The sequence below is a fragment of the Nocardioides sp. W7 genome (assembly GCF_022919075.1).
Taxonomy (GTDB): Bacteria; Actinomycetota; Actinomycetes; order Propionibacteriales; family Nocardioidaceae; genus Nocardioides.
The window spans coordinates 3,229,049-3,255,344 of sequence record NZ_CP095078.1 but is presented as its reverse complement, the minus strand read 5'-3'; the positions used below and the strand labels follow the sequence as shown (position 1 = coordinate 3,255,344).

The window sequence follows — 26,296 nt, the reverse complement described above, 5'->3', positions numbered from 1 at the left end:
TCAGAGCTGCGGTTGGTGACCAAACGGCAGCAAAATCGCGCGACAGCGCCTACAGCTTCGCGCTGTCCAGCAACTCCCCGAGCTCGTCCAGCGTCAGCTCGCGCACCTCACCCGACAACAGCCCCTTCAGCACGACGGGACCGATCTGGGTGCGAGTGAGCCGGCGCACGGGGAACCCGAGGTGCTCCATCAGCCGGCGCACGATCCGGTTGCGGCCCTCGTGGATGACCAGCTCGACGATCGACTTCTCCTTGCCGGCCTCGATCATCCGGACCCGGCTCACCGTCACCGGGCCGTCGTCGAGCGTCACGCCCTCGAGCAGCTGCTTGAGCGTTCGGCGGTACACCTCGCCCTCGACCTCGGCGACGTACGTCTTGTCGACCTCGTACGACGGGTGCGCCAGCCGCTGGGCGAAGTCGCCGTCGTTGGTGAGGATGATCAGGCCCGCCGTGTCGGTGTCGAGCCGGCCGACGTGGAAGAGCCGCTCGGGCCGATCCTCGACCAGGTCCTGGAGCGTCCGGCGCCCCTCGGGGTCCGACATCGTCGAGACCACGCCCCGGGGCTTGTTGACCGCCAGGTAGACCTTCTCCGAGACCGGGGGCAGCCGCTTGCCGGAGACCCGGATCACCGCGGTGCGCGGGTCGACCTTGGTCCCGAGCCGGGTGATGATCTCGCCGTCGACCTCGACCTGTCCCTCCAGCATCAGCTCCTCGCACTTGCGGCGCGAGGCGACGTTGGACATCGCCAGCAGCTTCTGCAGGCGGATCAGGCCGTCGTCGTCGGTCTCGACGCTGCCGCTGCTCATGAAATTTCCGTTCCGCCGTCGGGCTCGGTGCCCTGGCCGCTGTGGGGTGAGGGGTGGTGCTCTTCGACCGGCTCCGGGGACGCGGCCAGCTCGGCCAGCTCGTCCTCGAGGTCGTCCATGTCGGGCAGGTACGGCGCCAGCTCGGGCAGCTCATCGATCGAGGTGACGCCGATCCGCTCGAGGAAGTAGCGGGTGGTGCGGTAGAGGTTCGCGCCGGTCTCGGCGTCCTGGCCGGCCTCCTCGACCAGGCCCCGGGTCAGCAGCGTACGCATCACGCCGTCGACGTTCACGCCGCGGATCGCCGAGACCCGCGCCCGCGAGATCGGCTGCTTGTAGGCGACCACGGCGAGCGTCTCCAGCGCGGCCTGGGTGAGCCGCGCCTGCTGACCCTCCAGGACGAAGCCCTCGACGACGACGGCGTACTCCTCGCGGGTGTAGTAGCGCCAGCCCCCGGCCACGTTGCGCAGCTCGAAGCCGCGGCCCTGCTCGTCGTACTCGCTCGCCAGCGCCAGCAGCGCCTCCATGACCGCATCGACGGGGTAGCCGACGGCGGTCGCGAGGCTGGCCACGTCGAGTGGCTGGTCGGCGACCATCAGCACCGCCTCCAGCGACGGGCGCAGCTGGGTCACCGGTACGGCGAGCCGCTCGTCGTTCTCGGTCGGGTCGGTCACGGTGCCTCCTCCTGTGGAGCATCGGGTACGGCGGCCTCGGGCGGTGCGCCCTCGAACTCGTCGGTCACCAGGTCCTCGGCCTCGACGTCGTCGGAGCCGGTCCAGCGCACGGTCAGCTCGCCGAGCGGGGTGACCTGGTCGAAGGAGACCACGCCCTCGCGGAACAGCTCGAGCAGCGAGAGGAACCGGGCCACGGTCGTGAGGGTGTCGGGCGAGTCGCCGCACAGGGCCCGGAACGTCATGGTGCCGGTGCGGCGCAGCCGGTCGACGATGATGCCGGCCTGCTCGCGGACGCTGACCTTGGCGGCGTGGATGTGGTGCAGGCTCACCTCGAGGACCGGCTTGGGCTCCAGCGCCTTGGCCGCGATCGCCGCGAACTGCTCCAGCCCGATGCCGATCAGCACCTCGGGGAGCAGCGTGGCGAACCGGTCCTCCAGCCCGACGGCACGCGGGTGTCGCCGCGACTCCCCCGCGAGCCGGGTCGCGAGGACGCCGGCCACCAGCTTGAACGCCTTGTACTGCATCAGACGTGCGAACAGCAGGTCCCGCGCCTCCAGCAGCGCGAGGTCCTCCTCGTCCTCGACGTCGCCCTGCGGCAGCAGCCGGGCGGCCTTCAGGTCGAGCAGGGTGGACGCGACCAGCAGGAACGACGTGGTCTGCTCCAGGTCCCAGACGCTCCCGCCGGCCTTGACGTGGGCGATGAACTCGTCGGTGACCTTCGAGAGCGCGACCTCGGTGATGTCCAGCTTGTGCTTGGAGATCAGGCTCAGCAGCAGGTCGAAGGGACCCTCGAAGTTCTCGAGGTGCAGCTCGAAGCCGGGAGTCGGCTCCGTCGCTTCGGCACTCATCCGTCGGTCAGCCGCCGCACCAGCGCACTGTCGTCGCCGTTCTCCTCGTAGTCGGCGAGCACCAGCGAGATCGCCTCACGCACCAGCCGGCCGCGGTCGACCGCCAGGCCCTGGCCGCTGCGCAGCGCCAGCCGGGCGTGCTCGATCACGAGCAGCTCGTCGGAGGTGACGTAGACGGTCATCTTCTCGTCGTGGCGGACCCGGCCGCTCGGCTTGCGGCGATCCGCCGGCTCGGGTTCGTCGGGCACCGCGCGCACCGACTTGGGCTGCTCGACCTCGGCGGTGGGGCGGAACAGGTCGTCAGCGGTCGGGAGACTCACGCGTCGGGGCACCGCGCGAGCACCTCCTTGGCCAGCTGGCGGTACGACTCGGCCCCGCCCGAGGTCGAGGCGTACGACGTGATCGGCTCGCCCGCGACGGTCGAGTCGGAGAACTTCACGGTGCGTCGGATCACGGTGTGGAAGACGGTGTCGCCCCACGCCTGGACGAGGCGGTCCATCACCTCGCGGCTGTGCAGGGTGCGCCCGTCGAACATGGTGCCGAGGACGCCGTCGATCTCCAGGCGCGGGTTGAGCCGCTCGCGGACCTTGTCGATGGTGGTCTTCAGCAGCGCGACGCCGCGCAGCGCGAAGTACTCGCACTCCAGGGGCACGATCACGCCGTCGGAGGCAGTGAGCGCGTTGACGGTCAGCAGCCCGAGCGAGGGCTGGCAGTCGATGAGGATGATGTCGTACTCGGCGATCGCGGGGGCGAGCACCCGCTGCAGGGTCTGCTCGCGGGCGACCTCGTGGACCAGCTGCACCTCGGCGGCCGAGAGGTCGATGTTGGACGGCAGCAGGTCCATGCCGGCCACGCCCGTCGGCACGATGACGTCGTGGACGTCGACGTCGCGCTCCATGAGCAGGTTGTAGATCGAGAGGTCCATCTCGTGCGGGTTCAGGCCCAGGCCGACCGACAGCGAGCCCTGCGGGTCGAAGTCGACCAGCAGCACCTTGCGGCCCAGCTCGGCCAGCGCGGCGCCCAGGTTGATCGTCGTGGTGGTCTTGCCGACGCCGCCCTTCTGGTTGCACATCGACATCACCCGAGCGTTGCCGTGCTCGGTGAGCCGGCGCGGCTCGGGGAGCACCGGCATCGGGCGTCCCGTCGGGCCGAGCTTCACGTCAGCCGCCTCGGGGCGCTCAAACGGCAGGGGGTCGGTCAAGGTGGGCTCATCTCCGATGTGGCGGGTGGGTGGTGCGGGCGAACGCACCAGTGGCGGCATCTGCGCGGCTTCGCTGCCGGACGCTCCGGAGAACATCTGCCTGTCTCCCATGCGACCCGCTCCCTCGCTCGTCGGACCACCGCCGTGGTGAGCCCAGTCTGCCTCGCCGGCACCCCGGGGAATTGTCGACACGACGACACGGGGGCGGCTTCCGCGCGAGCCTAGGACCGGGGTCCGACGGCTCACAACCCGGGTGCCTCCACTGGCTGCGAGTGCACCGGCCGGACGGGCTGCCTGTGCACTTTTCCCCGGTCAGGTGCACAGGCAGTGGGGTGCCTGTGGATCAATCTGTGGAGAACGTTGTCACGCCCGGACCAGGTCGGCGTACTCCGGGTGCTTGTCGATCCAGCGCCGGATGAACGGGCAGCGCGGCACCACCGCCCGCGTGCCGTCTCGTCGTACGTCGTCGAGCGCGAAGCGCGCGAGTGCCGACCCGACGCCCTGGCCCTCGAACCGGTCGTCGACCTCGGTGTGGGTGAACACGATGGCGTCGTCGTCGAGGACGTACTCCGCGAACCCCGCCAGCTCCCCGTCCAGGTGTGCCTCGTAGCGCGACTCCCCCGGGTTGTGCGTCGTCTCCACCTGGCTCATGGACCGACCCTATCCACCCGGCCCGACAGTCGGATCTGCACCCGGACCTACAGCCGGTGGAACGCGGTCGTGGCCAGCACCAGCTCGCCGGCCTCGTCGGTGGCGTCCAGGTCGGCGATCGCGTCGATCACCCAGTCGTGGTGGCCCTCGGGGTCGTGCAGGGTCTGCCGCAGCCGCCACAGGCGTACGGCGAGCGGCCCGTCGGCGTCGTCCGGATCGTCCACGCCGGCCGGCGTGCCGGTCGCCGGCTCGACCTGCAGCAGCTTGGGTCCCCGGGCGTCACCGTCGGTGAGGACCTGGTCGTGCTCGGCGTAGTACTCCTCGATCGCCGCGTCCCAGGCCGAGCGGGTCATCACGACCGCCCGCGGCGGGTCGGTGCGGTCGGCGGCGGCGCGCTCGAGCGCCATCAGCCCGGTCAGGTCGTCGCGGGCGACCAGCTCGACGCGCCGCCACATCGCGTTGCGCACCATCACCTTGAAGGGACGCTCCTGCTTCGACAGCGGCCGCGGCGGCGGCGGTGGCTCGTGGTGGGCGAGCTCGCCACCGCGTCGGGCCAGCGCGGCCGCCGGGTCGGTGAGCGCCTCCCACTCGTCGAGCAGCGAGGAGTCTGTCTGACGGATCGTCTCGCCCAGCCACTCCCCCAGCTCCTCCAGCGCGGGGGTGCGGTGCGCCTCGGGGACGGTCTGGCGCAGGGTGCGGTAGGCGTCGGTGAGATAGCGCAGCACCAGCCCCTCGGAGCGCGCGAGCTGGTAGCGCGAGACGAAGTCGGTGAACGACATCCCCTGCTCGTACATCTCCCGCACGACCGACTTCGGCGACAGCGCGTTCTCCGGCAGCCACGGGTGCCGGGTGCGGTAGATCTCGTAGGTCGCGCCCAGCAGCTCGGCGAGCGGCTGCGGCCAGGTGATCTGCTCCAGCAGCGCCATCCGCTCGTCGTACTCGACGCCGTCGGCCTTCAGCTCGTTGACGGCCTCACCGCGTGCGGCCCACTGCTGGGCCATCAGAATCTGCCGCGGCGCCTCGAGGACCGCCTCGATCACGGAGACGATGTCGAGGGTGTGCTCCTCCGCCTCGGGGTCGAGTACGTCGAGCGCGGCGAGCGCGAAGTGCGCCAGCGGCTGGTTGAGCGCGAAGTCGACGGGCAGGTCGACGGTCAGCACGTAGCGCCGGCCGAACTCGTCGGGCTCCGCCAGCCGGGTCAGCACCCCCGAGTGCACCAGCGAGCGGGCCAGCCGCAGGGCCCGTCGCGAGAGCCGGAGCTGCTCACGGCGCTCGGAGTGGTTGTCGTTGAGCAACCGGCGCAGCACCGGGAACGCATCCTCCTCGCGGGCCACGACGTTGAGCAGCATCGAGTTGTCGACCCGCATCCGCGAGACCAGCGGCTCGGGGGCACCGGCGACCAGCTTGTCGAAGGTCTGCTCGGTCCATACGACCGTGCCCTCGGGTGCCTTCCTCAGCTGGGCCTTGCTCTTGCGCTTGGCCTGCTTCTCGACGCTCATGGCGGCGTTCTTGGCGTCGGCCTTCGCCTTGGCCTTCTCGTTCTCGATGATGTGCTCGGGCGCCTGGACGACGACGTACCCGGCGGTGTCGAAGCCGGCCCGACCGGCCCGGCCGGCGATCTGCAGGAACTCCCGCGAGCGCAGCACCCGCTGCCGGTTGCCGTCGAACTTCGCCAGCCCGGTGAACAGCACCGTGCGGATCGGCACGTTGATGCCGACCCCGAGGGTGTCGGTGCCGCAGATGACCGAGAGCAGCCCCTGCTGCGCGAGCTGCTCCACCAGCCGTCGGTAGCGCGGCAGCATCCCCGCGTGGTGGACGCCGATCCCCTTCCGCAGCAGCTTCGACAGCGTCTTGCCGAAGCCGGCGCCGAAGCGGACCTCGTCGAGCCGGTCGCCGAGGTCGGGCTTCTTGATCCACTTCACCGTGGCCAGGCCGGTCGCGTGCTCGACGGCCGCGGCCTGGGTGAAGTGCACGACGTACACCGGCGCCTGACCGGTGGTCACCAGCTCCTCCAGCCGGTCGGGCAGCGGCTCCAGCGACCAGGTGAACGAGAGCGGCACCGGCCGCTCGGCCTGGTCGACCACCGTGGTCTCGCGGCCGTTGCGGACGGTCAGGTCGGCGGCCAGGTCGGTGACGTCGCCGAGGGTGGCGGACATCAGCAGGAACTGGGCCTGCGGCAGCTCCAGCAGCGGCACCTGCCAGGCCCAGCCGCGGTCGGGCTCCGCGTAGAAGTGGAACTCGTCCATCACGACCAGGCCCACGTCGGCGCGCACCCCCTCGCGCAGCGCGATGTTGGCGAGCACCTCCGCGGTGCAGCAGATGATCGGGGCGTCCGGGTTCACGGCACCGTCGCCGGTCAGCATCCCGACGTCGGCGGCGCCGAAGATCTCGCAGAGCGCGAAGAACTTCTCGCTCACCAGCGCCTTGATCGGCGCGGTGTAGAACGACACCCGGTCGTCGGCCAGCGCGGCCCGGTGCGCGGCCTCGGCCACCAGCGACTTGCCGGAGCCGGTCGGCGTCGCGAGGACGACGTTCTCCCCCGACAGCAGCGCCAGCACCGCCTCCTCCTGGTGGGGGTAGAGCTCCAGGCCGCGGTCGGCAGCAGCCGCGTAGATCTCGTCGAGGAGGTCGGTCACGTGCTCATCCTCCCCCGGCCATCGTTGGTCGAGTAGCCCGGCCCGGCTGAGGAACGAAGCCGGGCCGGGCGTATCGAGACCACCTCGTCGTGGGTCTCGATACGCCGGTCGCGAGCTCCTTCGTCGCTCGCGCGGCTACTCGACCTGACGCCCGTGCTTCGCCCGAGCTCGTGCCACGCTCGTGCGAAGGGCGTTCATCCTCGCGCACGCGGGTGCGCGGTCGCGAAGACCTCGCGCAGGCTGTCGACCGTGACCAGCGTGTAGACCTGCGTGGTGGTGACCGAGGCGTGCCCGAGCAGCTCCTGGACGACGCGTACGTCGGCGCCGCCGTCGAGCAGGTGCGTGGCGAAGGAGTGCCGCAGGGTGTGCGGCGAGACGTCACGGGTCACGCCGGCCCGGTCGGCGGCCCGCTGCAGCACCGCCCAGGCGGACTGGCGCGAGAGCCGGCCGCCCCGGGCGTTCAGGAAGAGCGCGCCACCGGTGGTCGCGCCCGTCGAGGCCGCGACCAGCTCGGGCCGCCCGCGGACCAGGTAGGCGTCGACGGCCTCCCGCGCGTACGAGCCGACCGGCACGATCCGCTCCTTGCTGCCCTTGCCGCGCAGCAGCACGGTGCCGACGTCGGCGTCGGTGCGGCCCACGTCCAGGTCGTCGACGTCCAGCCCCACCGCCTCCGAGATCCGGGCGCCGGTGCCGTACAGCATCTCCAGCAGCGCGCGGTCCCGCAGCGCCAACGTCGTACCGGGCGAGCCCGCGGCCTCCAGGATCGCCTCGACGTCGGAGAGCGGCAGCGCCTTCGGCAGCCGCTTGGCCGGGGTCGGCGGCTTCACCGCGCCGGCCGGGTCGACCTCGGCGAGCCCGTCGGCGACCGCGAACTTGTGGAACCCGCGCACCGCCACCACCGTCCGGGCGGCCGAGGTCGAGCTCAGCGGCGGATGGTCGGCGTCGCCCTCCCGCAACCGGACCAGGAACGAGGACACGGTCGCCTCGGAGATCGCCGAGAGCTCCTCGATGCCGACCTGGTCGAGGTACTCCAGGTAGCGCCGCAGGTCGCGCCGGTACGACGAGAGCGTGTTGGCCGCCAGCCCCCGCTCGACCGTGAGGTGGTCGAGGTAGGTGCGCACGGCTCTCGCCACGTCAGGCAAGGGCCCCCGCCACGACCGAGTCGAGATCGGTGGCGTGGATGCCGACCGCCTCGCCGACCGGGTCGTTGGTCAGCTGCCCGGCGTGCGTGTTCAGCCCCAGCGCGAGAGCACCGTCGGCGGCGCACGCCGCGGCCCAGCCCTGGTCGGCCAGCGCGACGGCGTACGGCAGCGTCGCGTTGGTCAGGGCGTACGTCGAGGTGTTCGGCACCGCCCCGGGCATGTTGGCCACGCAGTAGAACGTCGAGTCGTGCACCTGGTACGTCGGCTCCGCGTGCGTCGTGGGATGCGTGTCCTCGAAGCAGCCGCCCTGGTCGACGGCGATGTCGACCAGCACCGAGCCCGGCTTCATCGCCGCGACCAGGTCGTTGGAGACCAGCTTCGGCGCCGCCGCACCCGGGATCAGCACCGCACCGATCACCATGTCGGCCTCGGTCACGTGCTGCTCGATCGCCAGCCGCGACGAGGCCAGGCCGTGGACCTGGTTGTTGTAGCGCCAGAACGACATCCGCAGCTTGTCCAGATCGGTGTCGAGCAGGGTCACGTCGGCGCCCATCCCGAGCGCGATGTTCGCGGCGTTCTGACCGGACACCCCGGCGCCGATGATCACGACCTTGGCGTTCGCGACCCCACCGACCCCGCCCATCAGCACACCCCGACCGCCCTGGGCCTTCAGCATCGAGTACGCCCCGACCTGGGGGGCGAGGCAGCCGGCGACCTCCGACATCGGGTACAGCAGCGGCAGCCCGCCCGAGGGCAGCTGCACCGTCTCGTAGGCGATGGCGGTGACCTTCTTGGCCAGCAGCTCCTCGGTCAAGGGCTTGTCGGCGGCCAGGTGCAGGTAGGTGAAGAGCAGCAGCCCCTCGCGCAGCCGGTGGTACTCCTCGGCGACCGGCTCCTTGACCTTCAGCACCAGGTCCGCGGCGCCCCAGGTCTCGTCGGCGTCGCCGATGATCGTCGCGCCGGCCGCGACGTACTCCTCGTCGCCGATGGAGGAGCCGACACCGGCACCGGCCTGGACGAACACCTCATGGCCGTGCGCCACCAGCTCGTGCACCCCGATGGGCGTGATCGCGACCCGGTACTCGTGGTTCTTGACTTCCCTCGGGATGCCGATCTTCATCGCGCGTCTCCTCTGTTCGTCGAACGACCGGCGCCTGCGAGCCCGCGCGCCTGCGCGATCAGTATCGCCGTCACGAGCGGGGCGTCGGCGACCCGACCCGCCAGGACGGCCTCGACCAGTTCCTCGAACGGCACCCAGCCGGTGTCCATGTCGGCCTCCTCGTGCCGGAGCACGAACTCGCCGCGGTCCACTGCCCGCAGTCCGCGGGCCAGGAACAGGTGCTGGACCTCCTGCAGGATCCCCGGGGAGGGCCACACCGAGGTGAGGTGCACCCAGTCGTCGGCCTCCAGCAGTGCCTCCTCGCGCAGCTCGCGGCGGGCCACCCCGAGCGGCTCCTCGTCGGCGTGCCCGTCCAGCAGCCCGGCGGGCAGCTCCACGAAACGGCGCCCGGCGGGGTGGCGGTACTGCCACAGGCAGAAGACCCGCTCCTGCTCGTCGAGCGCCAGCACGATGGCCGCGCCCGGGTGCTCGAGGACCAGCCGGGTGAACGGCTCCTCCTCCGGCGTACGACGGACCGAGTCCGCGCGCAGCGCCATCACCCAACCGTCGCGGTGCAGGTCGGTGCTCTCGACCACCGGCCAGGTCACGGGTACGTCGCGCAGCTCGGGGCGCTCCTCAGCCATGTTCTGGACGCTACCGTGGCGCGCGTGACCGAGCGCAGCCTGACCCGCACCGAGGCCGAGGAGCGTGCCGCGCTCCTGACCGTCGACCGCTACGACCTCGAGGTGGACCTACGGGGCCTGCTCGACGGGGAGCGGTGCTCCTCGGTCTCCACGATCACCTTCGAGTGCCACGGGCCCGGCGCGAGCACCTTCGTCGACGCCGTCGGCGAGGTCCGCAGCGCCACCCTGAACGGGGTCGCGCTCGACCCGGCCACGATCGCCGAGGGCCGGATCCCGCTGACCGACCTGGCGGCGCAGAACGTGCTGGTCGTCGCGATGGACCAGCCCGACACGGCCAGCGGGCAGGGCATCCTGCGCACCGTCGACACCGACGGCCTCGTCTACGTGTGGACCTCCTTCGAGCCCGACGAGGCGCGGCGCCTGTGGGCCTGCTTCGACCAGCCCGACCTCAAGGCGCCGCACGCCTTCACCGTCCACGCGCCGGAGTCCTGGACGGTCACCAGCTGCAGCGCACCCGACTCGGTCGTCGGCACCGACGACGGCGCCCGCACCTGGCGGTTCGCCGACACGCCGCCGCTGTCGACGTACGTCGTGGTCGTGGACGCCGGGCCGTTCCACGAGATCCGGGAGCAGCGCGACGGCTACGACCTCGGCCTCTACTGCCGGCAGTCGATCCGGCCGGTGCTGGAGCGCGACGCGGCGGACCTGTTCACCATCACCGCCCAGGGGCTCGCGTTCTTCGGCGACCGGTTCGGCTCGCCGTTCCCCCAGGCCCGCTACGACCAGGTCTTCGTGCCCAACCTCGGCGGCGCGATGGAGAACTGGGGCTGCGTCACCTACGGCGACGGCATCCTCCCGCGCTCGGAGCCGACTCCCGACGACCGCTACTGGGTCGCGGCGTTCGTGCTGCACGAGATGGCCCACATGTGGTTCGGCGACCTGGTCACGATGCGCTGGTGGGACGACCTGTGGCTCAACGAGGCCTTCGCGTCGTTCGCCTCGACCTGGGCGATGGCGGACGCGACGGAGTTCTCCGACGCCTGGGCGACGTTCCTGGTCTCGGAGAAGCTGGTCGCCTACGACGAGGACATGACCCCGGCGACGCATGCCATCCGAAGCGAGGTGCCGGACGTCGCCCACGCGATGGCGAACTTCGACGGCATCACCTACTACAAGGGCCAGGCGGTGCTCCGCCAGCTTGTGGAGTACGTCGGCGAGCCGGCCTTCACCCGGGGCCTGCAGTCCTACTTCGACCGGCACGCCTGGGGCAACACCCGGCTCGCCGATCTCGTCGCCGCGGTGGCCGAGGCCTCGGGGCGTGACCTGGACGCCTGGACCGTCGACTGGCTGGACCGCGCCGGTGCCGACACCCTCACCCTGGTCGACGGCGCGCTGGTGGGCACCGCGCCCGACGGCGGCCGGCCGCGGCCGCACCGGGTCGACGTCGGGTGCTTCCGCTGGGCCGGCGACCGGCTCGAGCGGTTCGCCACGGTCCCCGTGGAGCTCACCGGCGAGCGGGTGCCGGTCGAGGTGCCCGCCGCCGACCTGCTGCTGCTCAACGACGGCGACCTGACCTATGCGGCGACGCGCACCGACCCGGCCTCCACCCGGAACCTGCTCGCGTCGGCCGGGGCGCTTCCGGACGCGCTCGCCCGGGCCGTGGCCGTCGGTGCCGCGTGGGACCTGCTCGTCCAGGGCGAGGCACCCGCTCGCGAGGTCGCCGGCTGCCTGCTCGACGTCCTCGAGCGCGAGGACTCGCCCTCGGTCGTCGAGCCGTTCCTCGACCGCACCTTCGCCCTGGTCGAGCGCTGGCTCCCGCCCGCCGACCAGCCGGCGCAGCAGGCGCGGCTCGCCGACGTGGCGGCCCGGATCGCCGAGCGGCCAGGCCTCCGCGTCTCCGCTCTGCGGACGCTGGCGGGCAGTGCCGCGGGTCCGGCGTACCGCGACCTGCTGGACGCCGCCGCGGCCGACGACACCGACCTCGCCTGGCGGCTGCTCGCCCGGCGGGCGGAGCTGGGTGAGCCGGTCGACGACGATGTCGCGGCGCTGCTGGAGCGCGACCCGGACCCGGAGGCCCGCTTCCGGGCGCTCGCGGTCCGGGCCTCCCAGCCGGTCGGGGCCGCGAAGGTCGAGGCCTGGACCGCGCTGCTGGACGAGCGCAGCGTCCCCGCGGGCGGCCCGGTCCGCGAGGTGGCCGGCAGGTTGTGGCGACCGGGTCAGGCCGAGCTGCTGCTGCCCTGGGCGCACCGTTGGTTCGACCAGGTCGCCGAGCTGCCGCCCGGTGGCCTGCTCGCGACCATGTCGCTGGTCCGGATGACCTACCCGCCGGTGGGCGACGACGCCGTCCTCGCGCGGGCCCGCGCGGCAGCCGCAGCCGACGACGTGCCGGCCCCGGTCCGCTCGATGCTGCTGATGGGGGCCGACCGGCTCGCGCGGATGCTGCGAGCCCGATCGGCCTGACCGGGTCTCAGTCCTCGGGGTCCGGCTCGCGCCGCAGGCCGCTCTCGTCGATCGGGAACCGCAGCTCGCGCTGCCGCTCGATCGCCGCCTTGACCAGGCCGGCGAAGAGCGGGTGCGGACGGGTCGGGCGCGAGCGCAGCTCCGGGTGCGCCTGCGTCGAGACGTAGTAGGGGTGCACCTCGCGCGGCAGCTCGACGAACTCGACCAGGTTGTTGTCGGGCGAGGTTCCGGAGAAGACCAGGCCGGCCTTCTCGAGCTGCTCGCGGTAGGCGTTGTTGACCTCGTAGCGGTGCCGGTGCCTCTCCTCGATGCGCGCGGCGCCGTACGTCGCCCGCACGATCGAGCCCTCCTTGAGGACGGCCGGGTAGAGCCCCAGCCGCATCGTGCCGCCGAGGTCGCCGGCCCCGTCGACGATGGCGACCTGCTCGGCCATCGTGGCGATGACCGGCTCCGGGGTCTCCGGGTCGAACTCGGTGGAGCCGGCCTGGGTCAGGCCGAGCTCGCTGCGGGCGTACTCGATCACCATCGACTGCAGCCCCAGGCACAGGCCCAGCGTCGGGATCTTGTTGTGGCGGGCGTAGGTCAGCGCGCCGAGCTTGCCCTCCAGGCCGCGGATGCCGAAGCCACCGGGCACGCAGACCGCGTCGACGTCGTGCAGGTTGCGGTGCGCACCCTCGTGGGTGGCGCAGTCGTCGGAGGGGATCCACCGGATGTTGACCTTGGCCTCGTTGGCGAAGCCGCCGGCACGCAGCGCCTCACCGACCGAGAGGTAGGCGTCGGGCAGGTCGATGTACTTGCCGACCAGCGCGACCGTGACCTCCTCCTTGGGGTGGTGGACGCGCCGCAGCAGGTCGTCCCACAGCGTCCAGTCGACGTCGCGGAACGGCAGGTCGAGGCGGCGTACGACGTAGGCGTCCAGGCCCTCGCGGTGCAGCACCTTCGGGATGTCGTAGATCGACGGCGCGTCCGCGCAGGTGATCACGGCCTCGGTGTCGACGTCGCACATCAGCGCGATCTTGCTCTTGATGCTGTCCGGCAGCTCCCGGTCGGCGCGGCACACGATCGCGTCGGGCTGGATGCCGACCTGCCGCAGCGCGGCCACCGAGTGCTGGGTGGGCTTGGTCTTCAGCTCGCCCGAGGGGCCGATGTAGGGCACCAGCGAGACGTGGATGAAGAAGCAGTTGTCGCGACCGACGTCGTGGCGGACCTGGCGCGCGGCCTCGAGGAACGGCAGCGACTCGATGTCGCCGACCGTGCCGCCGACCTCGGTGATCACGACGTCCACGCGCTCGTCGCCGTCGCCGGCCATCGCGCGGACCCGCTCCTTGATCTCGTTGGTGATGTGCGGGATCACCTGCACCGTGTCACCGAGGTAGTCGCCGCGGCGCTCCTTGGCGATCACGCTGGAGTAGACCTGCCCCGTGGTGACGTTGGCGATCTGGTTGAGGTCGGTGTCCAGGAACCGCTCGTAGTGACCGATGTCGAGATCGGTCTCGGCCCCGTCGTTGGTCACGAAGACCTCGCCGTGCTGGAACGGGTTCATCGTCCCGGGATCGACGTTCAGATAGGGGTCTAGCTTCTGCATGGTCACCCTCAGACCACGCGAGCGCAGCAGGCGGCCCAGGCTGGACGCCGTGAGCCCCTTGCCGAGAGAGGAGGCAACGCCTCCGGTGACGAAGATGTGCTTGGTGGGGGCGCCTGGCTTCACGGAACTCCATGCTATCCGAGAGGACGGCACCTGCCGCATCCGACGCTCCGAGAGCGATCCTGGCGCCCCGCCGATCCGCGAGACCGACCCGGTCAGGCCAGGGGTACGGCGCCCTCCGCGCCCGACGCCCCGAAGGCTCCTCCGGTGCCGGCCAGCTGCCGGATCAGGGCGAGCACGACGGTCGCCTGGCCGAGGGCCGTGTCGGCCCCGTCCACGCTGGCGAGCTCCTCGCCGACGGGCTCGGAGCGCAGCAGGGCGAGGCTCCCGCCCGGCCGGCCGGTGTCGCCGTCGCCCGCGACGACCACACCCGCGGACGTCTTGACCAGGCCGGACAGCAGCCCGGACAGGATGTCGGGGTCGACCTCGTCGCCGAGCACCACCAGCACCAGCGGCGCCTTGGCGGCACCGTCGTCCACGGTGGTGAGCAGCTCCCCGGCCGCGAGGCTCTCGCGCACCGCCGTCGTGTCGGCATCCGCGGGGGCACCCGCCTCGGCCGTCGTGGCCGCGGCGACGCCCAGCAGCTGGCCGGCCCGGACGTACGTCGGCGCCTCGAGGTCGATCGAGCCCTTCGGCAGCTGCGTCATCAGCTGGCTGCCCAGCGAGTCGACCAGGCTGCGCTCCCCGGGGTCGAGCAGGGACTCGCGGACGTCGTACCTCCCGGCCACGGTGCCGCCGGCCGCCGCGACCTGGGCGGTCAGTGCCGCCACGTCGTCCTCGTCGACGCCGGGCATCGTCAGCACCGCCGTCGGGTGGTCGCGCAACCGGCCGGCGTAGAGGGTCGCCGCGCTCTTGGCTGCGAAGTCGTCGCCGAACGCCGCTGCCCGGGAGGCCGCGGCCAGCTCCTGCTCGGACGCGGGCGCCGTCGCACCGGCCTCCTCCCGACCGAGCTCGCTGAGCGGACCGCCCCCGAGCACCACCCCGACGGCGAGGGCGAGGAAGACAGCGACGAGAGAGGCGATGTGGTGGCGGTAGGTGATCACAGAGCTGAGTCCTAAAGGAGTGGCAAGAGGTCGGCCAGCTGGTCGAACCAGTCCTGACCGACGGGGGTGACGGACACGGACGCGGCCAGGGCGACGAACCCGGCCAGCATCACGAGGAGCAGGTGGTGCGGGCGCACTCGCCCGGAGTACAGCCGGGGTACGGCGGCCGCGTCGACGAGCCGCGATCCGAGACGCAGCCGGGTGAGGTAGGTGCTCGCGAGGCCGCCGCGCTGGCGGTCGAGGAACTCCTCGAGACTGGCGTGCAGGCCGACGCCGATCACCACCTTGGCGTCGCCGGCGTCGGCGACCAGCAGCGCGGCGTCCTCGGCGGTCGCCGTGGTCTCGAAGACCAGCGGGCGAACACCCATCCGCTCCAGCCCCTCCGCCCCCGACGGACGGCCTGGGCTGCACCGGACGACGACGTCACGGGCGGCCTTGAGAGCGGCCGCGCTCGGGCGGTCGGTCTCGTCGTCGGCATCCAGGACCACGACGTCGGGCCGGTAGCCGCGTGCGCGCAGCTCGTCGGCGACCCGGCCGACGGCCACCAGGACCGGCTCCTGCTCCTTGAGGTACGGCCGGATCGCCTTCAGCTCGGCCTCGTGCTCCGGACCGCCGACGACCACGACCGCCGAGCGGTCGGCGAACCGGGTGACCGTCTGCGGCAGTCCCTTGCCGTGCAGCAGCAGGTCCTGCTCGCGGCGGAGGAACTCGGTGCTGGTCCGGGTCAACGACTCCAGCTGGGTGACGAGCCCGGTCCGCGCGGCCTCCAGCTCGGCCTCGATCGTGGCGAGGTCGACCTCGCGACCGGACGCGAGCTCGACCTCCTCGACGAGGACGCGTCCCTCGTGCACGCGGACCTCTCGGCCGTCGGAGATGGCCGCGAACGCGTCGGCGCCGATCCCGTCGATCATCGTGACCTCGGCTCGTGCGAGCACCTCCGGACCGAGGTTGGGGAACCGGCCGGAGATCATCGGCTGCGCGTTGACGACCATCGTCGCCCCGGCATCGATCAGGGCCCGGGCGCTGACCCGGTCGAGGTCGGTGTGGTCGACGACGGCGATGTCACCGGGGCGCAGCCGGGTGGCGAGGGTGTCGGCTCGGCGGCCGACGCGGACCGTCCCGACCACCCCGGGCAGGTCGGTCGGGTGGCGTTGACGGGAGGTGAGTCTCATGGCCCGACCAGTGTCACAAACCGGCCGGGCCCCTCGGAGCACCCCGCCCAGCCGGGCGCGTCGGCGTGGGCCAGGTCACGCCGGCGGACCCGGTCAGCCGAGGGCGCGTGCCGGGCCTGCGACCTCGAGCAGCTCGCGGGCGTGCGCCAGAGCGGTGTCGGAGTCGGCCAGGCCCGCCATCATCCGGGACAGCTCGCTGACCCGCTGGGCGTCGTCGAGCACGGTGAGGCCAGAGCTGGTGACCGAGCCGTCGCTGGACTTCTCGACGACCACGTGGCGGTCGGCGTACGCCGCGACCTGGGGCAGGTGGGTGACCACGAGCACCTGCGCGGTCCGGGCCAGCTGGGCCAGCCGGCGCCCGATCTCCACCGCGGCCGCGCCGCCGACCCCCGCGTCGACCTCGTCGAACACGAACGTCGGCACCGGGCTGGTCCCGGCCAGGGCCACCTCCAGCGCGAGCATGACCCGCGAGAGCTCGCCCCCGGACGCGCCCTTGTGCAGCGGACGCGGCTCGGAGCCGGTGTTGGCGGCCAGCAGCAGCTCCACCTCGTCGATGCCGGACGCCACGAAACGCAGCCAGCGCTTGCCGATCCGCAGTGGCGCTCCGCGGGTGACGCCGTCGGGGGCGGGCACCTCGTGCTGGCGGACGTCGATCGTCAGTCGGGCGTGCGGCATGGCCAGCAGGGCGAGCTCGGTCGTCACCGCGTCGGCGAGCCGGCCCGCGGCCTCGGTGCGCGCCGTCGACAGGGCCGCGGCGGCCTCGGCCAGCTCGTCGCGCAGCGCCTGCTGCTGGGCCTGGAGCTCGAGGATCCGATCGTCGGTCCCGTCGAGCTCGAGCAGCCGCAGGGACGACTGCTTCGCCCACGCGAGCACCTCGTCGATGGTGTCGCCGTACTTCCGGGTCAGCGCGGTCAGCGCGGCCCGGCGCTCCGAGACGGTGGCAAGCCGGGCGGGATCGGTGTCGACCCGGGAGGCGTACGACGCGACGTCGGCGGCGACGTCGGAGAGCAGATAGGTGACCTCGGCCAGCCGGTCCGCCAGTTCCCCCGCCTCGGGGTCATGCTCGCGCACGCCGTCGAGCAGCCCGCGGGCGGCCGACGTGGTCGCGAGCGCGTCCGGGGACCCCTGCTCGCTGGAGAGCGCCTCGCGAGCCTGCTCGGCGGCGTTGCGCAGGGTGTCGGCGAAGCCCAGGCGGGCCTCCTCGGTGGCCAGGGTGGCGTCCTCCCCCGGCTCGGGGTCGACGGCCTCGATCTCCCCGAGACCGAACCGCAGCAGGTCGGCCTCCCGGGCCCGGTCGCGCGCGGACGCGACCACGTCCTCGAGCTCGCGCTCGGTGGCGTCGAGACGCGCGTGCAGGTCGGCGTAGGTGGTGGTCAGGGCCGCCAGCGCCCCGCCGCCGAAGCGGTCCAGCGCCTCGCGCTGGGCCCGGGCCTGGAGCAGCCGGTGCTGGTCGGACTGCCCGTGCACGGCCACCAGCGGCTCGGCGATGCTGGAGAGCGTCGAGACCGGCACCGTCGCACCACCGACGAAGGCGCGCGAACGGCCCTCGGCGGACACGTTGCGGGCCAGCACGACCCGGTCGTCCTCGATCTCGCCGCCGGCGTCCTCGACGGCGGCCGCGAACGTCGGTAGCGACGCCGCGTGCACGACACCCTCGACCCGTGCGGTCCTGGCCCCGGACCGCACGGCACCCGAATCGGCGCGTCCACCGAGGAGCAGGCCCAGGGCGGTCACGATCATGGTCTTGCCGGCACCGGTCTCACCGGTGATGACCGTCAGACCCGGTCCGAGCTCCAGCGTCGAGGCCTCGATGACGCCGAGCGATCCGATCCGGATCTCCTCAAGCATCGGGGGCCTCGCGCGGGTCCGGGCGACGCCGGCGCTCGGCCGAGCCGCGCCACCCCTGGACCGGCAGGCCGAACTTGGCCACCAGCCGATCGGTGAACGGAGCCTCGTGCAGGCGCACCAGGCGGACCGGGATCTCGCCCCGTCGGACCTCGATCCGGGCACCCGGGGGCAGGTCGACGGCGCGCCGGCCGTCGCACCACAGCACCCCGGCGCCGTCGGTGCGCGGGAGGAGCTCGACGGCGAGCACCGAGGTGGGCGCCACGACCATCGGGCGCGCGAAGAGCGCGTGGGCGCTGATCGGCACCATCAGCAGCGCCTCCACCTCGGGCCAGACGATCGGGCCCCCGGCACTGAAGTTGTACGCCGTCGAGCCGGTCGGCGTAGCACAGACCACGCCGTCGCAGCCCCAGCGCGACAACGGGCGGCCGTCGACCTCGACGACCACTTCGAGCATCCGCTCGCGGGCGGCCTTCTCGACGCTGGCCTCGTTGACGGCGAAGGTCTGGAAGACCCGCTCGCCGTCGCGGAACACCTGGACGTCGAGGGTCATCCGGTCCTCGGCGGTGTAACGACGCTGCACGATCGCGTCGATCGTGGACTCGACGTGGTCGTACTCCGCCTCCGCCAGGAAGCCCACGTGCCCGAGGTTGACGCCCAGCACCGGGGTCCCGGCGGCGTGGGTGATCTCCGCCGCTCGCAGGATGGTGCCGTCGCCGCCGATCACCAGCGCCAGCTCGCACCCCTCGCTGGCACCGGCCTCGGCCGCGGTGAGCTCGATCGTCGGGTCGTACGCCGACGGGTCCAGGCCCAGGTCACGCGCCTCCGACTCGATCAGCCGGACCACGATCCCGTGGCCGGTGAGTGCCTTGCAGAAGGCCAGGGCGACGTCGCGAGCCTCGTCGCGACCCGTGTGGGTCAGCATCAGCACGCGTCTTTGGCCGGTCATGGGTCCACCTTCTCACCCGCCACCCCCAGGGACGCCGCAGCCCGCACCGTGCTGTGGATGTCGTCCGCGGTCACCGTCGCCGGACCGCGACGCAGCCACAGGAAGAACTCCACGTTGCCCGATGGTCCCGGAAGGGGGCTCACCGTGACGGCTCGCGCGCCCCAGCCGCGACGTCCGGCGGCGTCGGCCACCGTGATGACCGCCTCCGCGCGCAGCCCGGAGTCGCGGACGACGCCGCCCTTGCCGACGCGCTCCTTGCCCACCTCGAACTGGGGCTTGACCATCAGCACGAGGTCGCCGTCGTCGGCCGTGACGCCCACCAGCGCCTCGAGGACGAGCTGCAGCGAGATGAAGGAGAGGTCGCCGACGACGAGGTCGACGGGGCCTCCGACCCGGTCGGGGGTCAGCTCCCGGACGTTCACCCGGTCGTGCACGTCGACCCGCTCGTCCTGCTGGAGCCGCCAGGCGAGCTGGCCGTACCCGACGTCGACCGCCACCACCTGCGTCGCGCCGTGCCGCAGCAGCACGTCGGTGAAGCCCCCGGTCGAGGCTCCGGCGTCCAGGCTGCGCCGACCCTCCACCACCAGGCCGAGCGGGACGAACGCGGCCAGCGCGCCGGCCAGCTTGTGGCCGCCTCTCGAGACGTAGTCGGGGCGGTCGGGGTCCTCGGCGACCACGATCGCGACGTCCGTCGTGACCCCGGTGGCGGGCTTGGTGGCCATCGCGCCCTGCACCTTGACCCGCTTGGCCGCGATCAGCTCGCTGGCGTGCTCGCGCGACCGGGCCAGTCCTCGGCGGACCAGCTCGGCGTCGAGTCGGAGGCGACGTGGTGGCATGGCAGTCCCGCCCTCAGGCGGATTCGGCGGAGTCGGCGTCCGGCTGGGCCTCGAGCGCCCGCCGCAGCTCCTCGTGCGCGGTCTCGAACACCCCGACGTGCTCCTCGATCGGACGCTCCTCGAGCTGCTCGACCGCCTCGATCACGGCGTCGACCCGCGCGACGCCGGTGCGCACCGGCTCGGAGGTCTCGGGTCCGAAGTCGGCGTCCTCGCTCATGGGGCCGAGGCTACCCGGCAGGAGCCGGGTCCGAGGTCTCGGGCGGCACCAGGTCGGCGGTGTCGACCGGCGCTCCGACGTCGTCGAGGTGTGCCCAGCTCGCCACCGCGACCACCCGCCACCAGTCCGCCGTACTCCCCTGCCCGACGACGGTCGGCCGACCGCCGTCGATCCGAGCTGCCCAACCGGCGAGCCGCACCTCACCGTCGACGATCTCGGGGGCGCCGCAGGCCTCGGCCAGGCCGCCGAGGTCCGGAGCGACGTACGTCGGCCGCTCCTCGGGCCGGGCCGCCACCAGCTCGGCGAGACCGGTCACTCCGGTCAGCACCAGCAGCGAGTCGACGCCGACGCGCCGGGCGCCTTCGATGTCGGTGTCGAGGCGGTCGCCCACCATCAGCGGCCGCCGGCCACCGACCCGACGGATCGTCTCGTCGAGCAGCGGACGCTCCGGCTTGCCTGCGGTCGTGGGGGTGACGCCACTGAAGCGCTCCAGGGTCTCCACCAGGACGCCGTGGCCGGGCGCGACGCCGTACGCCGTCGGGATCGTGTAGTCGCGATTGCTCGCGACCCACGCCAAGCCGTCTCGGATCCGGACCGCGACCCGCATGATGTCGCGCCACAGGACGTCTGGGCCGTACCCGGTCGCCACCGCCACCGCCTCGTCGTCGACACCGACGGGCACCAGGCCCTCGGCGGAGAGCGCGGCACGAAGTCCAGCAGATCCGAGCAGCACCACCCGGGCGCCGACGCCATGGCGTTCGACGAGGACGCGCGCCGCCGCCTGGGCCGAGGTCACCACGTCGTGCGTGGCCGCCTCGACCCCCAGCTCGACCAGGTGCGCGGCCACCAGCTCCGGAGCTCGGGCGGCGTTGTTGGTGATGAAGGCCAGCCGCATCCCGGCGCCCCGTGCCACCTCGAGGTGCTCGGGGGCGCCCGGCACCGCGTCGCCGCTGACGTAGACCACTCCGTCGAGGTCCAGCATCGCCAGGTCGTAGTGCTCCGCGAGTGGGACGTCCGACGACCCGAGCATGCAGCCTCCTTGGCGATGGTGTTGAGGCCGCAGCCTACGATGCGACGATGGACTCGAGCGCCGTGGTCACGCCTCCCTACGTGGCGGGACCGCTGCGGATGACGCCGTTCCGCGCCCTGATGCTCGCTCCGTCCCGGATCGGCGACCCGGCCTCGGCACGTGCTTTCGCACGCCCCTATGCCTCGGTGGCATCCCGGCTCTCGCGCTGGCAGGCCCGGGGCCAGATGCACCACGACAGCCAGCCGGCGCTCTACCTGCACGAGTACACGGCCGGTGGTCTGACCGTCCGCGGCCTCGTCGGGTTGCTGGACATCTCGCACCGAGCGACGCGGATCGAGGACGCCGTGGTGCTTCCGCACGAGGGCATCCACCCGGCCCAGGCCGACGACCTCGCGGACCGGATGGCCGAGATGGCCCTGAACCCGGCGCCGATCCTGCTCGTCCACCGGGCTGCACCGGCAGCCAGGGCAGTGCTCGACCGGCTGCGCAGCGGCCCGCCCGACCATGCCTTCACCGACCGCGCCGACCAACGACACCGGGTCTGGGCGCTCCGTGACCCGGCGGAGACGGCGGCGATCCAGGAGGCGGTCGCCGGCACCCGGACCCTGATCGCCGACGGTCATCACCGCTATGCCGCCTATCTCCGACTCCAGCAACGACGTCCCGGGGGCGCAGCCGACCACGGGCTGGCGATGATCGTCGACCACGACGACACTCCTCTCTTCCTCGGCGCGATCCACCGGGTCCTCACGGGCGTGCGCCTGGAGGACCTGGAACGCGCGGCCGCGCTCGTCGGCGCACGCTTCGCACCCGCACCACCCGAACAGGCGGTCGCCGCGCTGCGTCGGAACACCATGGTGGCCACGGACGGCGCCAGTTGGGCCACCCTCACCCTCGACGTCGCCACCGACCGGACCGCGGTCGAGTCGCTCCACGACATCATCGTCCCGGCCCTGCCTCGTGGTCCCCGCAGCATCAGCCACCACCACGCGGCGGAGGAGACTCTCGGCCTCGCCAGTCCCGACACCGACCTGGCGATCCTCCTTCCCGCGCCCGACGTCGACCAGGTCCTGCGGATCGTCGCCAACGGACGGCTGCTTCCCGAGAAGGCCACCTCGTTCCAGCCGAAACCGAGCCTCGGGGTGCTCATCCGCTCGCTGCGCGACGGATGAGCCGGCCACTGGTCACCTCCACCTCGACCCGCGACGCCGATCCGGCCGCACCGCGGAAGAAGCGGCGCCGCACGGAGCCACCCAGCTCGACGACGTCACCCGAGCTCCAGCCCGCGACCGAGCGTTGCACCCGACCGCCCCACACCGCGCAGTCGAGCACGTCCACGGTCTGACGCGACGCGGCACGCTCCCCCGTCCGGCCCACCACCAGGCGGAAGGTCCAGAGGGTGTCACCGCTCGGCAGCTCACGTTGCTCAGGATCACGGGAGATCCGGCCCACCAACCTGACCTGGTTGATCGGCTCTTCCGGCGTCGTCTGCGCGACCATCGCACATCACCTCCGACGGCAACGCTCCCGCGCACGACCGACAGCCCTCGTCCACCCGGGCGATGCCTGTGGAAACCGGGGTCGGGGCAACCGATGTGGACGACACCTGGCCGCAACCGGCGCGACGAACCAGGGGAAATGCAATCAGGGCCATTCCAGAAGGAATGGCCCTGATTGTTAAAGGTTGTCCGGCGGCGTCCTACTCTCCCACAGCCTCTCGGTTGCAGTACCATCGGCGCTGAAAGGCTTAACTTCCGGGTTCGGGATGGGACCGGGTGTTTCCCTTTCGCTATGGCCGCCGTAACTCTAGCGACACCATCTCGACCACACGTGGTGGGAGATGGAGCCAAGCTCGTTGTAGTCGTCCACCAACACGGATGTTGGTGGTAACTGGATTCGTGGACGCGAACATGCGCGGATCGTTGTAGGTCTAGCAAAGTGATTGTAAGACAAGCCCTCGGCCTATTAGTACCGGTCGGCTAGGCATTACTGCTGTACACCTCCGGCCTATCAACCCAGTGTTCTGCTGGGGGCCTTACCCCGTCTAGCGGGTGGGAAACCTCATCTTGAAACATGCTTCCCGCTTAGATGCATTCAGCGGTTATCACTTCCGAACGTAGCTAACCAGCCGTGCCCCTGGCGGGACAACTGGCACACCAGAGGTTCGTCCATCCCGGTCCTCTCGTACTAGGGACAGCCTTTCTCAAGTTTCCTGCGCGCGCGGCGGATAGGGACCGAACTGTCTCACGACGTTCTAAACCCAGCTCGCGTGCCGCTTTAATGGGCGAACAGCCCAACCCTTGGGACCTACTCCAGCCCCAGGATGCGACGAGCCGACATCGAGGTGCCAAACCATCCCGTCGATATGGACTCTTGGGGAAGATCAGCCTGTTATCCCCGGGGTACCTTTTATCCGTTGAGCGACGTCGCTTCCACATGCCGACGCCGGATCACTAGTTCCGACTTTCGTCCCTGCTCGACATGTCTGTCTCACAGTCAAGCTCCCTTGTGCACTTACACTCAACACCTGATTGCCAACCAGGCTGAGGGAACCTTTGAGCGCCTCCGTTACATTTTAGGAGGCAACCGCCCCAGTTAAACTACCCATCAGGCACTGTCCCTGATCCGGATTACGGACCTAGGTTAGACATCTAGTACGACCAGAGTGGTATTTCAACGTTGACTCCACACCAACTGGCGTCGATGCTTCAAAGTCTCCCACCTATCCTACACAAGCCGAACCAAACACCAATACCAAACTATAGTAAAGGTCCCGGGGTCTTTCCGTCCTGCCGCGCGTAACGAGCATCTTTACTCGTAGTGCAATTTCGCCGAGTCCATGGTTGAGACAGCGCCCAAGTCGTTACTCCATTCGTGCAGGTCGGAACTTACCCGACAAGGAATTTCGCTACCTTAGGATGGTTATAGTTACCACCGCCGTTTACTGGGGCTTAAATTCTCCGCTTCGGTATTGCTACCTAACAGGTCCTCTTAACCTTCCAGCACCGGGCAGGAGTCAGTCCGTATACATCGTCTTACAACTTCGCACGGACCTGTGTTTTTAGTAAACAGTCGCTTGGGCCTGGTCTCTGCGGCCATCACCGCGTCCCCGCGCAAGGCGGTTCACGGATCCGGCCCCCCTTCTCCCGAAGTTACGGGGGCATTTTGCCGAGTTCCTTAACCATGGTTCGCTCGATCGCCTTAGTATTCTCTACCTGATCACCTGAGTCGGTTTGGGGTACGGGCGGCGCATAGCTCGCTAGAGGTTTTTCTCGACAGCATAGGATCACCCACTTCGCCAAACGGCTCCGTATCGTGTCTCAGGTACGACATCAAAGTCAGCCATCCGGATTTACCTAGATGACACCCTACGCACTTACCCACAGACAACCATCGCTGTGGCTGGGCTACCTTCCTGCGTCACCCCATCGCTTGACTACTACCAGCTCGGGTCCCGCGCTCCCCCACAAGCTCTCACCCCGAAGGGATCGATACTCATGGCTTCGGGCGGTTAGCATCACCAGGTTCGTCATGGGCGCTACTTTGCCGGTACGGGAATATCAACCCGTTGTCCATCGACTACGCCTGTCGGCCTCGCCTTAGGTCCCGACTTACCCAGGGCAGATTAGCTTGACCCTGGAACCCTTGATCATTCGGCGCAAGTGTTTCTCACACTTGATTCGCTACTCATGCCTGCATTCTCACTCGTGTCGCGTCCACCACTGGATCACTCCGCAGCTTCACTCGCGACACGACGCTCCCCTACCCATCCACACCCCTGAACCACGAAGGCTAGAGTTAATATGTGAATGCCATAGCTTCGGCGGATGACTTGAGCCCCGCTACATTGTCGGCGCGGAATCACTTGACCAGTGAGCTATTACGCACTCTTTCAAGGGTGGCTGCTTCCAAGCCAACCTCCTGGTTGTCACTGCGACTCCACATCCTTTTCCACTTAGTCACCGCTTAGGGGCCTTAGCTGATGGTCTGGGCTGTTTCCCTCTCGACTACGGAGCTTATCCCCCGCAGTCTCACTGCCGCGCTCTCACTTACCGGCATTCGGAGTTTGGCTAACGTCAGTAACCTTGTAGGGCCCATTAGCTATCCAGTGCTCTACCTCCGGCAAGAAACACGCGACGCTGCACCTAAATGCATTTCGGGGAGAACCAGCTATCACGAAGTTTGATTGGCCTTTCACCCCTATCCACAGGTCATCCCCTCAGTTTTCAACCTAAGTGGGTTCGGTCCTCCACGCGGTCTTACCCGCGCTTCAACCTGCCCATGGATAGATCACTTCGCTTCGGGTCTAGATCGTGCTACTGCGTCGCCCTATTCAGACTCGCTTTCGCTACGGCTACCCCACACGGGTTAACCTCGCAACACAACGCTAACTCGCAGGCTCATTCTTCAAAAGGCACGCCGTCACAACCCACAAGGGATCGCTCCGACGGATTGTAGGCACATGGTTTCAGGTACTATTTCACTCCCCGCCAGGGGTACTTTTCACCTTTCCCTCACGGTACTTGTCCGCTATCGGTCATCAAGGAGTATTTAGGCTTAACAGGTGGTCCTGCCAGATTCACACGGAATTTCAGGAGTTCCGTGTTACTTGGGATCCCGCTCGACAGACCATCGCTTACACATACGGGGCTATCACCCTCTACGGCGCGGCTTTCCAACCGACTTCCACTTCACGATAGTTTTCTTACTGTCCGAAACGTCGGCAGACGAATCAGAGCGGTCCCACAACCCCACACACGCAACCCCTGCCGGGTATCACACGTGCATGGTTTAGCCTCATCCGATTTCGCTCGCCACTACTCTCGGAATCACTTTTGTTTTCTCTTCCTGTGGGTACTGAGATGTTTCACTTCCCCACGTTCCCTCCACACACCCTATATATTCAGGCGCGGGTAACTGGACATGACTCCAGCTGGGTTCCCCCATTCGGACACCCCCGGATCACAGCTCGGTTGCCAACTCCCCAGGGCTTATCGCAGGCTCCTACGTCCTTCATCGGCTCTTGATGCCAAGGCATCCACCATGTGCCCTTCATAGCTTGTCTCACAAACACTCAACAAGAACTACAAAGATCAGAAACAACCCCACCTCAACACACAAGGCAGAGTCGTCATATCTGCGACGATGCAATCAACACCGCCGCAAGATGCTCGCGTCCACTATCCAATTAACAAACACACACGCTCACCAACCCCCACCCACACCCAACCGGGCGTGACCAGAGAAAGGAAGCCAAGAGGTTCAGTTGCCTGATTCCTCAAAGCTCAACAGTGTGTCAGGGCCGTGCTGGTGTCTCGGACTCCAGGTTCCACACCCCCCCCACGATCACTCGTAAAGGGGGTTGTACTGAGGAGCACCGAAGCTACCGGCACGGTCTTTCA

At 70.0% G+C, this 26,296-nt stretch carries 21 protein-coding genes and 2 rRNA genes; 2 read left to right on the top strand and 21 right to left on the bottom strand.

Features of this window, described 5'->3' with window-relative positions:
• Window positions 1-49: 49 nt before the first annotated feature.
• The 10 genes from MUB56_RS15430 to MUB56_RS15385 all read right to left on the bottom strand — a co-directional run bounded on the left by MUB56_RS15430 (window position 50) and on the right by MUB56_RS15385 (window position 9,697).
• Window positions 50-805 (bottom strand): pseudouridine synthase, encoded by a 756-nt coding sequence (locus MUB56_RS15430; RefSeq protein WP_244927903.1) that lies wholly within the window; start codon window positions 803-805, stop codon window positions 50-52.
• Window positions 802-1,476, bottom strand: coding sequence for an SMC-Scp complex subunit ScpB (gene scpB, locus MUB56_RS15425; protein ID WP_244927902.1), 675 nt, complete (start codon window positions 1,474-1,476; stop codon window positions 802-804). Before scpB ends, MUB56_RS15430 begins: the two co-directional genes overlap by 4 nt.
• The gene (locus MUB56_RS15420; RefSeq protein WP_244927901.1) at window positions 1,473-2,324 is read right to left on the bottom strand and encodes a segregation/condensation protein A; all 852 of its coding nucleotides are present in this window, start codon (window positions 2,322-2,324) and stop codon (window positions 1,473-1,475) included. Before MUB56_RS15420 ends, scpB begins: the two co-directional genes overlap by 4 nt.
• Window positions 2,321-2,656, bottom strand: coding sequence for a hypothetical protein (locus MUB56_RS15415; RefSeq protein ID WP_244927900.1), 336 nt, complete (start codon window positions 2,654-2,656; stop codon window positions 2,321-2,323). Before MUB56_RS15415 ends, MUB56_RS15420 begins: the two co-directional genes overlap by 4 nt.
• Window positions 2,641-3,456 (bottom strand): ParA family protein, encoded by an 816-nt coding sequence (locus MUB56_RS15410; protein WP_244932420.1) that lies wholly within the window; start codon window positions 3,454-3,456, stop codon window positions 2,641-2,643. Before MUB56_RS15410 ends, MUB56_RS15415 begins: the two co-directional genes overlap by 16 nt.
• 432 nt (window positions 3,457-3,888) lie before the next feature.
• Window positions 3,889-4,176 (bottom strand): GNAT family N-acetyltransferase, encoded by a 288-nt coding sequence (locus MUB56_RS15405; protein ID WP_244927899.1) that lies wholly within the window; start codon window positions 4,174-4,176, stop codon window positions 3,889-3,891.
• Window positions 4,177-4,223: 47 nt separating this feature from the next.
• A complete protein-coding gene (locus MUB56_RS15400) occupies window positions 4,224-6,812 on the bottom strand; it encodes a DEAD/DEAH box helicase (RefSeq protein ID WP_244927898.1) in 2,589 nt (862 codons plus the stop codon).
• Window positions 6,813-7,006: 194 nt separating this feature from the next.
• Window positions 7,007-7,933: a site-specific tyrosine recombinase XerD gene (gene xerD / locus MUB56_RS15395; protein ID WP_244927897.1), complete on the bottom strand. Its 927-nt coding sequence runs from the start codon at window positions 7,931-7,933 to the stop codon at window positions 7,007-7,009.
• Window positions 7,934-7,946: 13 nt separating this feature from the next.
• Complete coding sequence (gene ald / locus MUB56_RS15390; protein WP_244927896.1) at window positions 7,947-9,074, bottom strand: alanine dehydrogenase; 1,128 nt, start codon at window positions 9,072-9,074, stop codon at window positions 7,947-7,949.
• On the bottom strand, window positions 9,071-9,697 hold the full coding sequence (locus MUB56_RS15385) for an NUDIX hydrolase (RefSeq protein ID WP_244927895.1): 627 nt from the start codon (window positions 9,695-9,697) through the stop codon (window positions 9,071-9,073). The genes ald and MUB56_RS15385 overlap by 4 nt, the downstream gene beginning before the upstream one ends.
• 24 nt (window positions 9,698-9,721) lie before the next feature.
• Between MUB56_RS15385 and pepN the strand changes: the two genes are divergently transcribed.
• Window positions 9,722-12,157: an aminopeptidase N gene (gene pepN / locus MUB56_RS15380; protein WP_244927894.1), complete on the top strand. Its 2,436-nt coding sequence runs from the start codon at window positions 9,722-9,724 to the stop codon at window positions 12,155-12,157.
• Window positions 12,158-12,164: 7 nt separating this feature from the next.
• On the opposite strand, the gene MUB56_RS15375 is transcribed toward pepN, so the two are convergent.
• The 8 genes from MUB56_RS15375 to MUB56_RS15340 all read right to left on the bottom strand — a co-directional run bounded on the left by MUB56_RS15375 (window position 12,165) and on the right by MUB56_RS15340 (window position 20,894).
• A complete protein-coding gene (locus MUB56_RS15375) occupies window positions 12,165-13,904 on the bottom strand; it encodes a CTP synthase (RefSeq protein ID WP_244927893.1) in 1,740 nt (579 codons plus the stop codon).
• Between the two features lie 53 nt (window positions 13,905-13,957).
• Window positions 13,958-14,845 (bottom strand): copper transporter, encoded by an 888-nt coding sequence (locus tag MUB56_RS15370; protein WP_244927892.1) that lies wholly within the window; start codon window positions 14,843-14,845, stop codon window positions 13,958-13,960.
• 11 nt (window positions 14,846-14,856) lie between these two features.
• On the bottom strand, window positions 14,857-16,017 hold the full coding sequence (gene steA, locus MUB56_RS15365; protein ID WP_244927891.1) for a putative cytokinetic ring protein SteA: 1,161 nt from the start codon (window positions 16,015-16,017) through the stop codon (window positions 14,857-14,859).
• A 93-nt stretch (window positions 16,018-16,110) separates the two neighbouring features.
• Window positions 16,111-17,865, bottom strand: coding sequence for a DNA repair protein RecN (recN, locus tag MUB56_RS15360; protein WP_244927890.1), 1,755 nt, complete (start codon window positions 17,863-17,865; stop codon window positions 16,111-16,113).
• A complete protein-coding gene (locus tag MUB56_RS15355) occupies window positions 17,858-18,811 on the bottom strand; it encodes an NAD kinase (RefSeq protein ID WP_244927889.1) in 954 nt (317 codons plus the stop codon). Before MUB56_RS15355 ends, recN begins: the two co-directional genes overlap by 8 nt.
• Window positions 18,808-19,647, bottom strand: a complete 840-nt coding sequence (locus MUB56_RS15350; protein WP_244927888.1) for a TlyA family RNA methyltransferase — start codon at window positions 19,645-19,647, stop codon at window positions 18,808-18,810. The genes MUB56_RS15355 and MUB56_RS15350 overlap by 4 nt, the downstream gene beginning before the upstream one ends.
• 13 nt (window positions 19,648-19,660) lie before the next feature.
• On the bottom strand, window positions 19,661-19,864 hold the full coding sequence (locus MUB56_RS15345) for a hypothetical protein (RefSeq protein WP_244927887.1): 204 nt from the start codon (window positions 19,862-19,864) through the stop codon (window positions 19,661-19,663).
• 10 nt (window positions 19,865-19,874) lie between these two features.
• A complete protein-coding gene (locus MUB56_RS15340) occupies window positions 19,875-20,894 on the bottom strand; it encodes an HAD-IIA family hydrolase (RefSeq protein WP_244927886.1) in 1,020 nt (339 codons plus the stop codon).
• Window positions 20,895-20,941: 47 nt separating this feature from the next.
• On the opposite strand from MUB56_RS15340, the gene MUB56_RS15335 reads away from it, so the two are divergent.
• Entirely contained in the window at window positions 20,942-22,066 is a 1,125-nt protein-coding gene (locus tag MUB56_RS15335; protein ID WP_244927885.1) for a DUF1015 family protein, read from the top strand.
• On the opposite strand, the gene MUB56_RS15330 is transcribed toward MUB56_RS15335, so the two are convergent.
• From MUB56_RS15330 to MUB56_RS15320, 3 genes are all read right to left on the bottom strand, one after another.
• Window positions 22,041-22,394 (bottom strand): single-stranded DNA-binding protein, encoded by a 354-nt coding sequence (locus tag MUB56_RS15330; protein WP_244927884.1) that lies wholly within the window; start codon window positions 22,392-22,394, stop codon window positions 22,041-22,043. The two genes, MUB56_RS15335 and MUB56_RS15330, sit on opposite strands and share 26 nt — an antisense overlap.
• A gap of 186 nt (window positions 22,395-22,580) precedes the next feature.
• Window positions 22,581-22,697 (bottom strand): 5S ribosomal RNA (gene rrf / locus MUB56_RS15325).
• 142 nt (window positions 22,698-22,839) lie between these two features.
• Window positions 22,840-25,959 (bottom strand): 23S ribosomal RNA (locus tag MUB56_RS15320).
• Window positions 25,960-26,296: the final 337 nt, after the last annotated feature.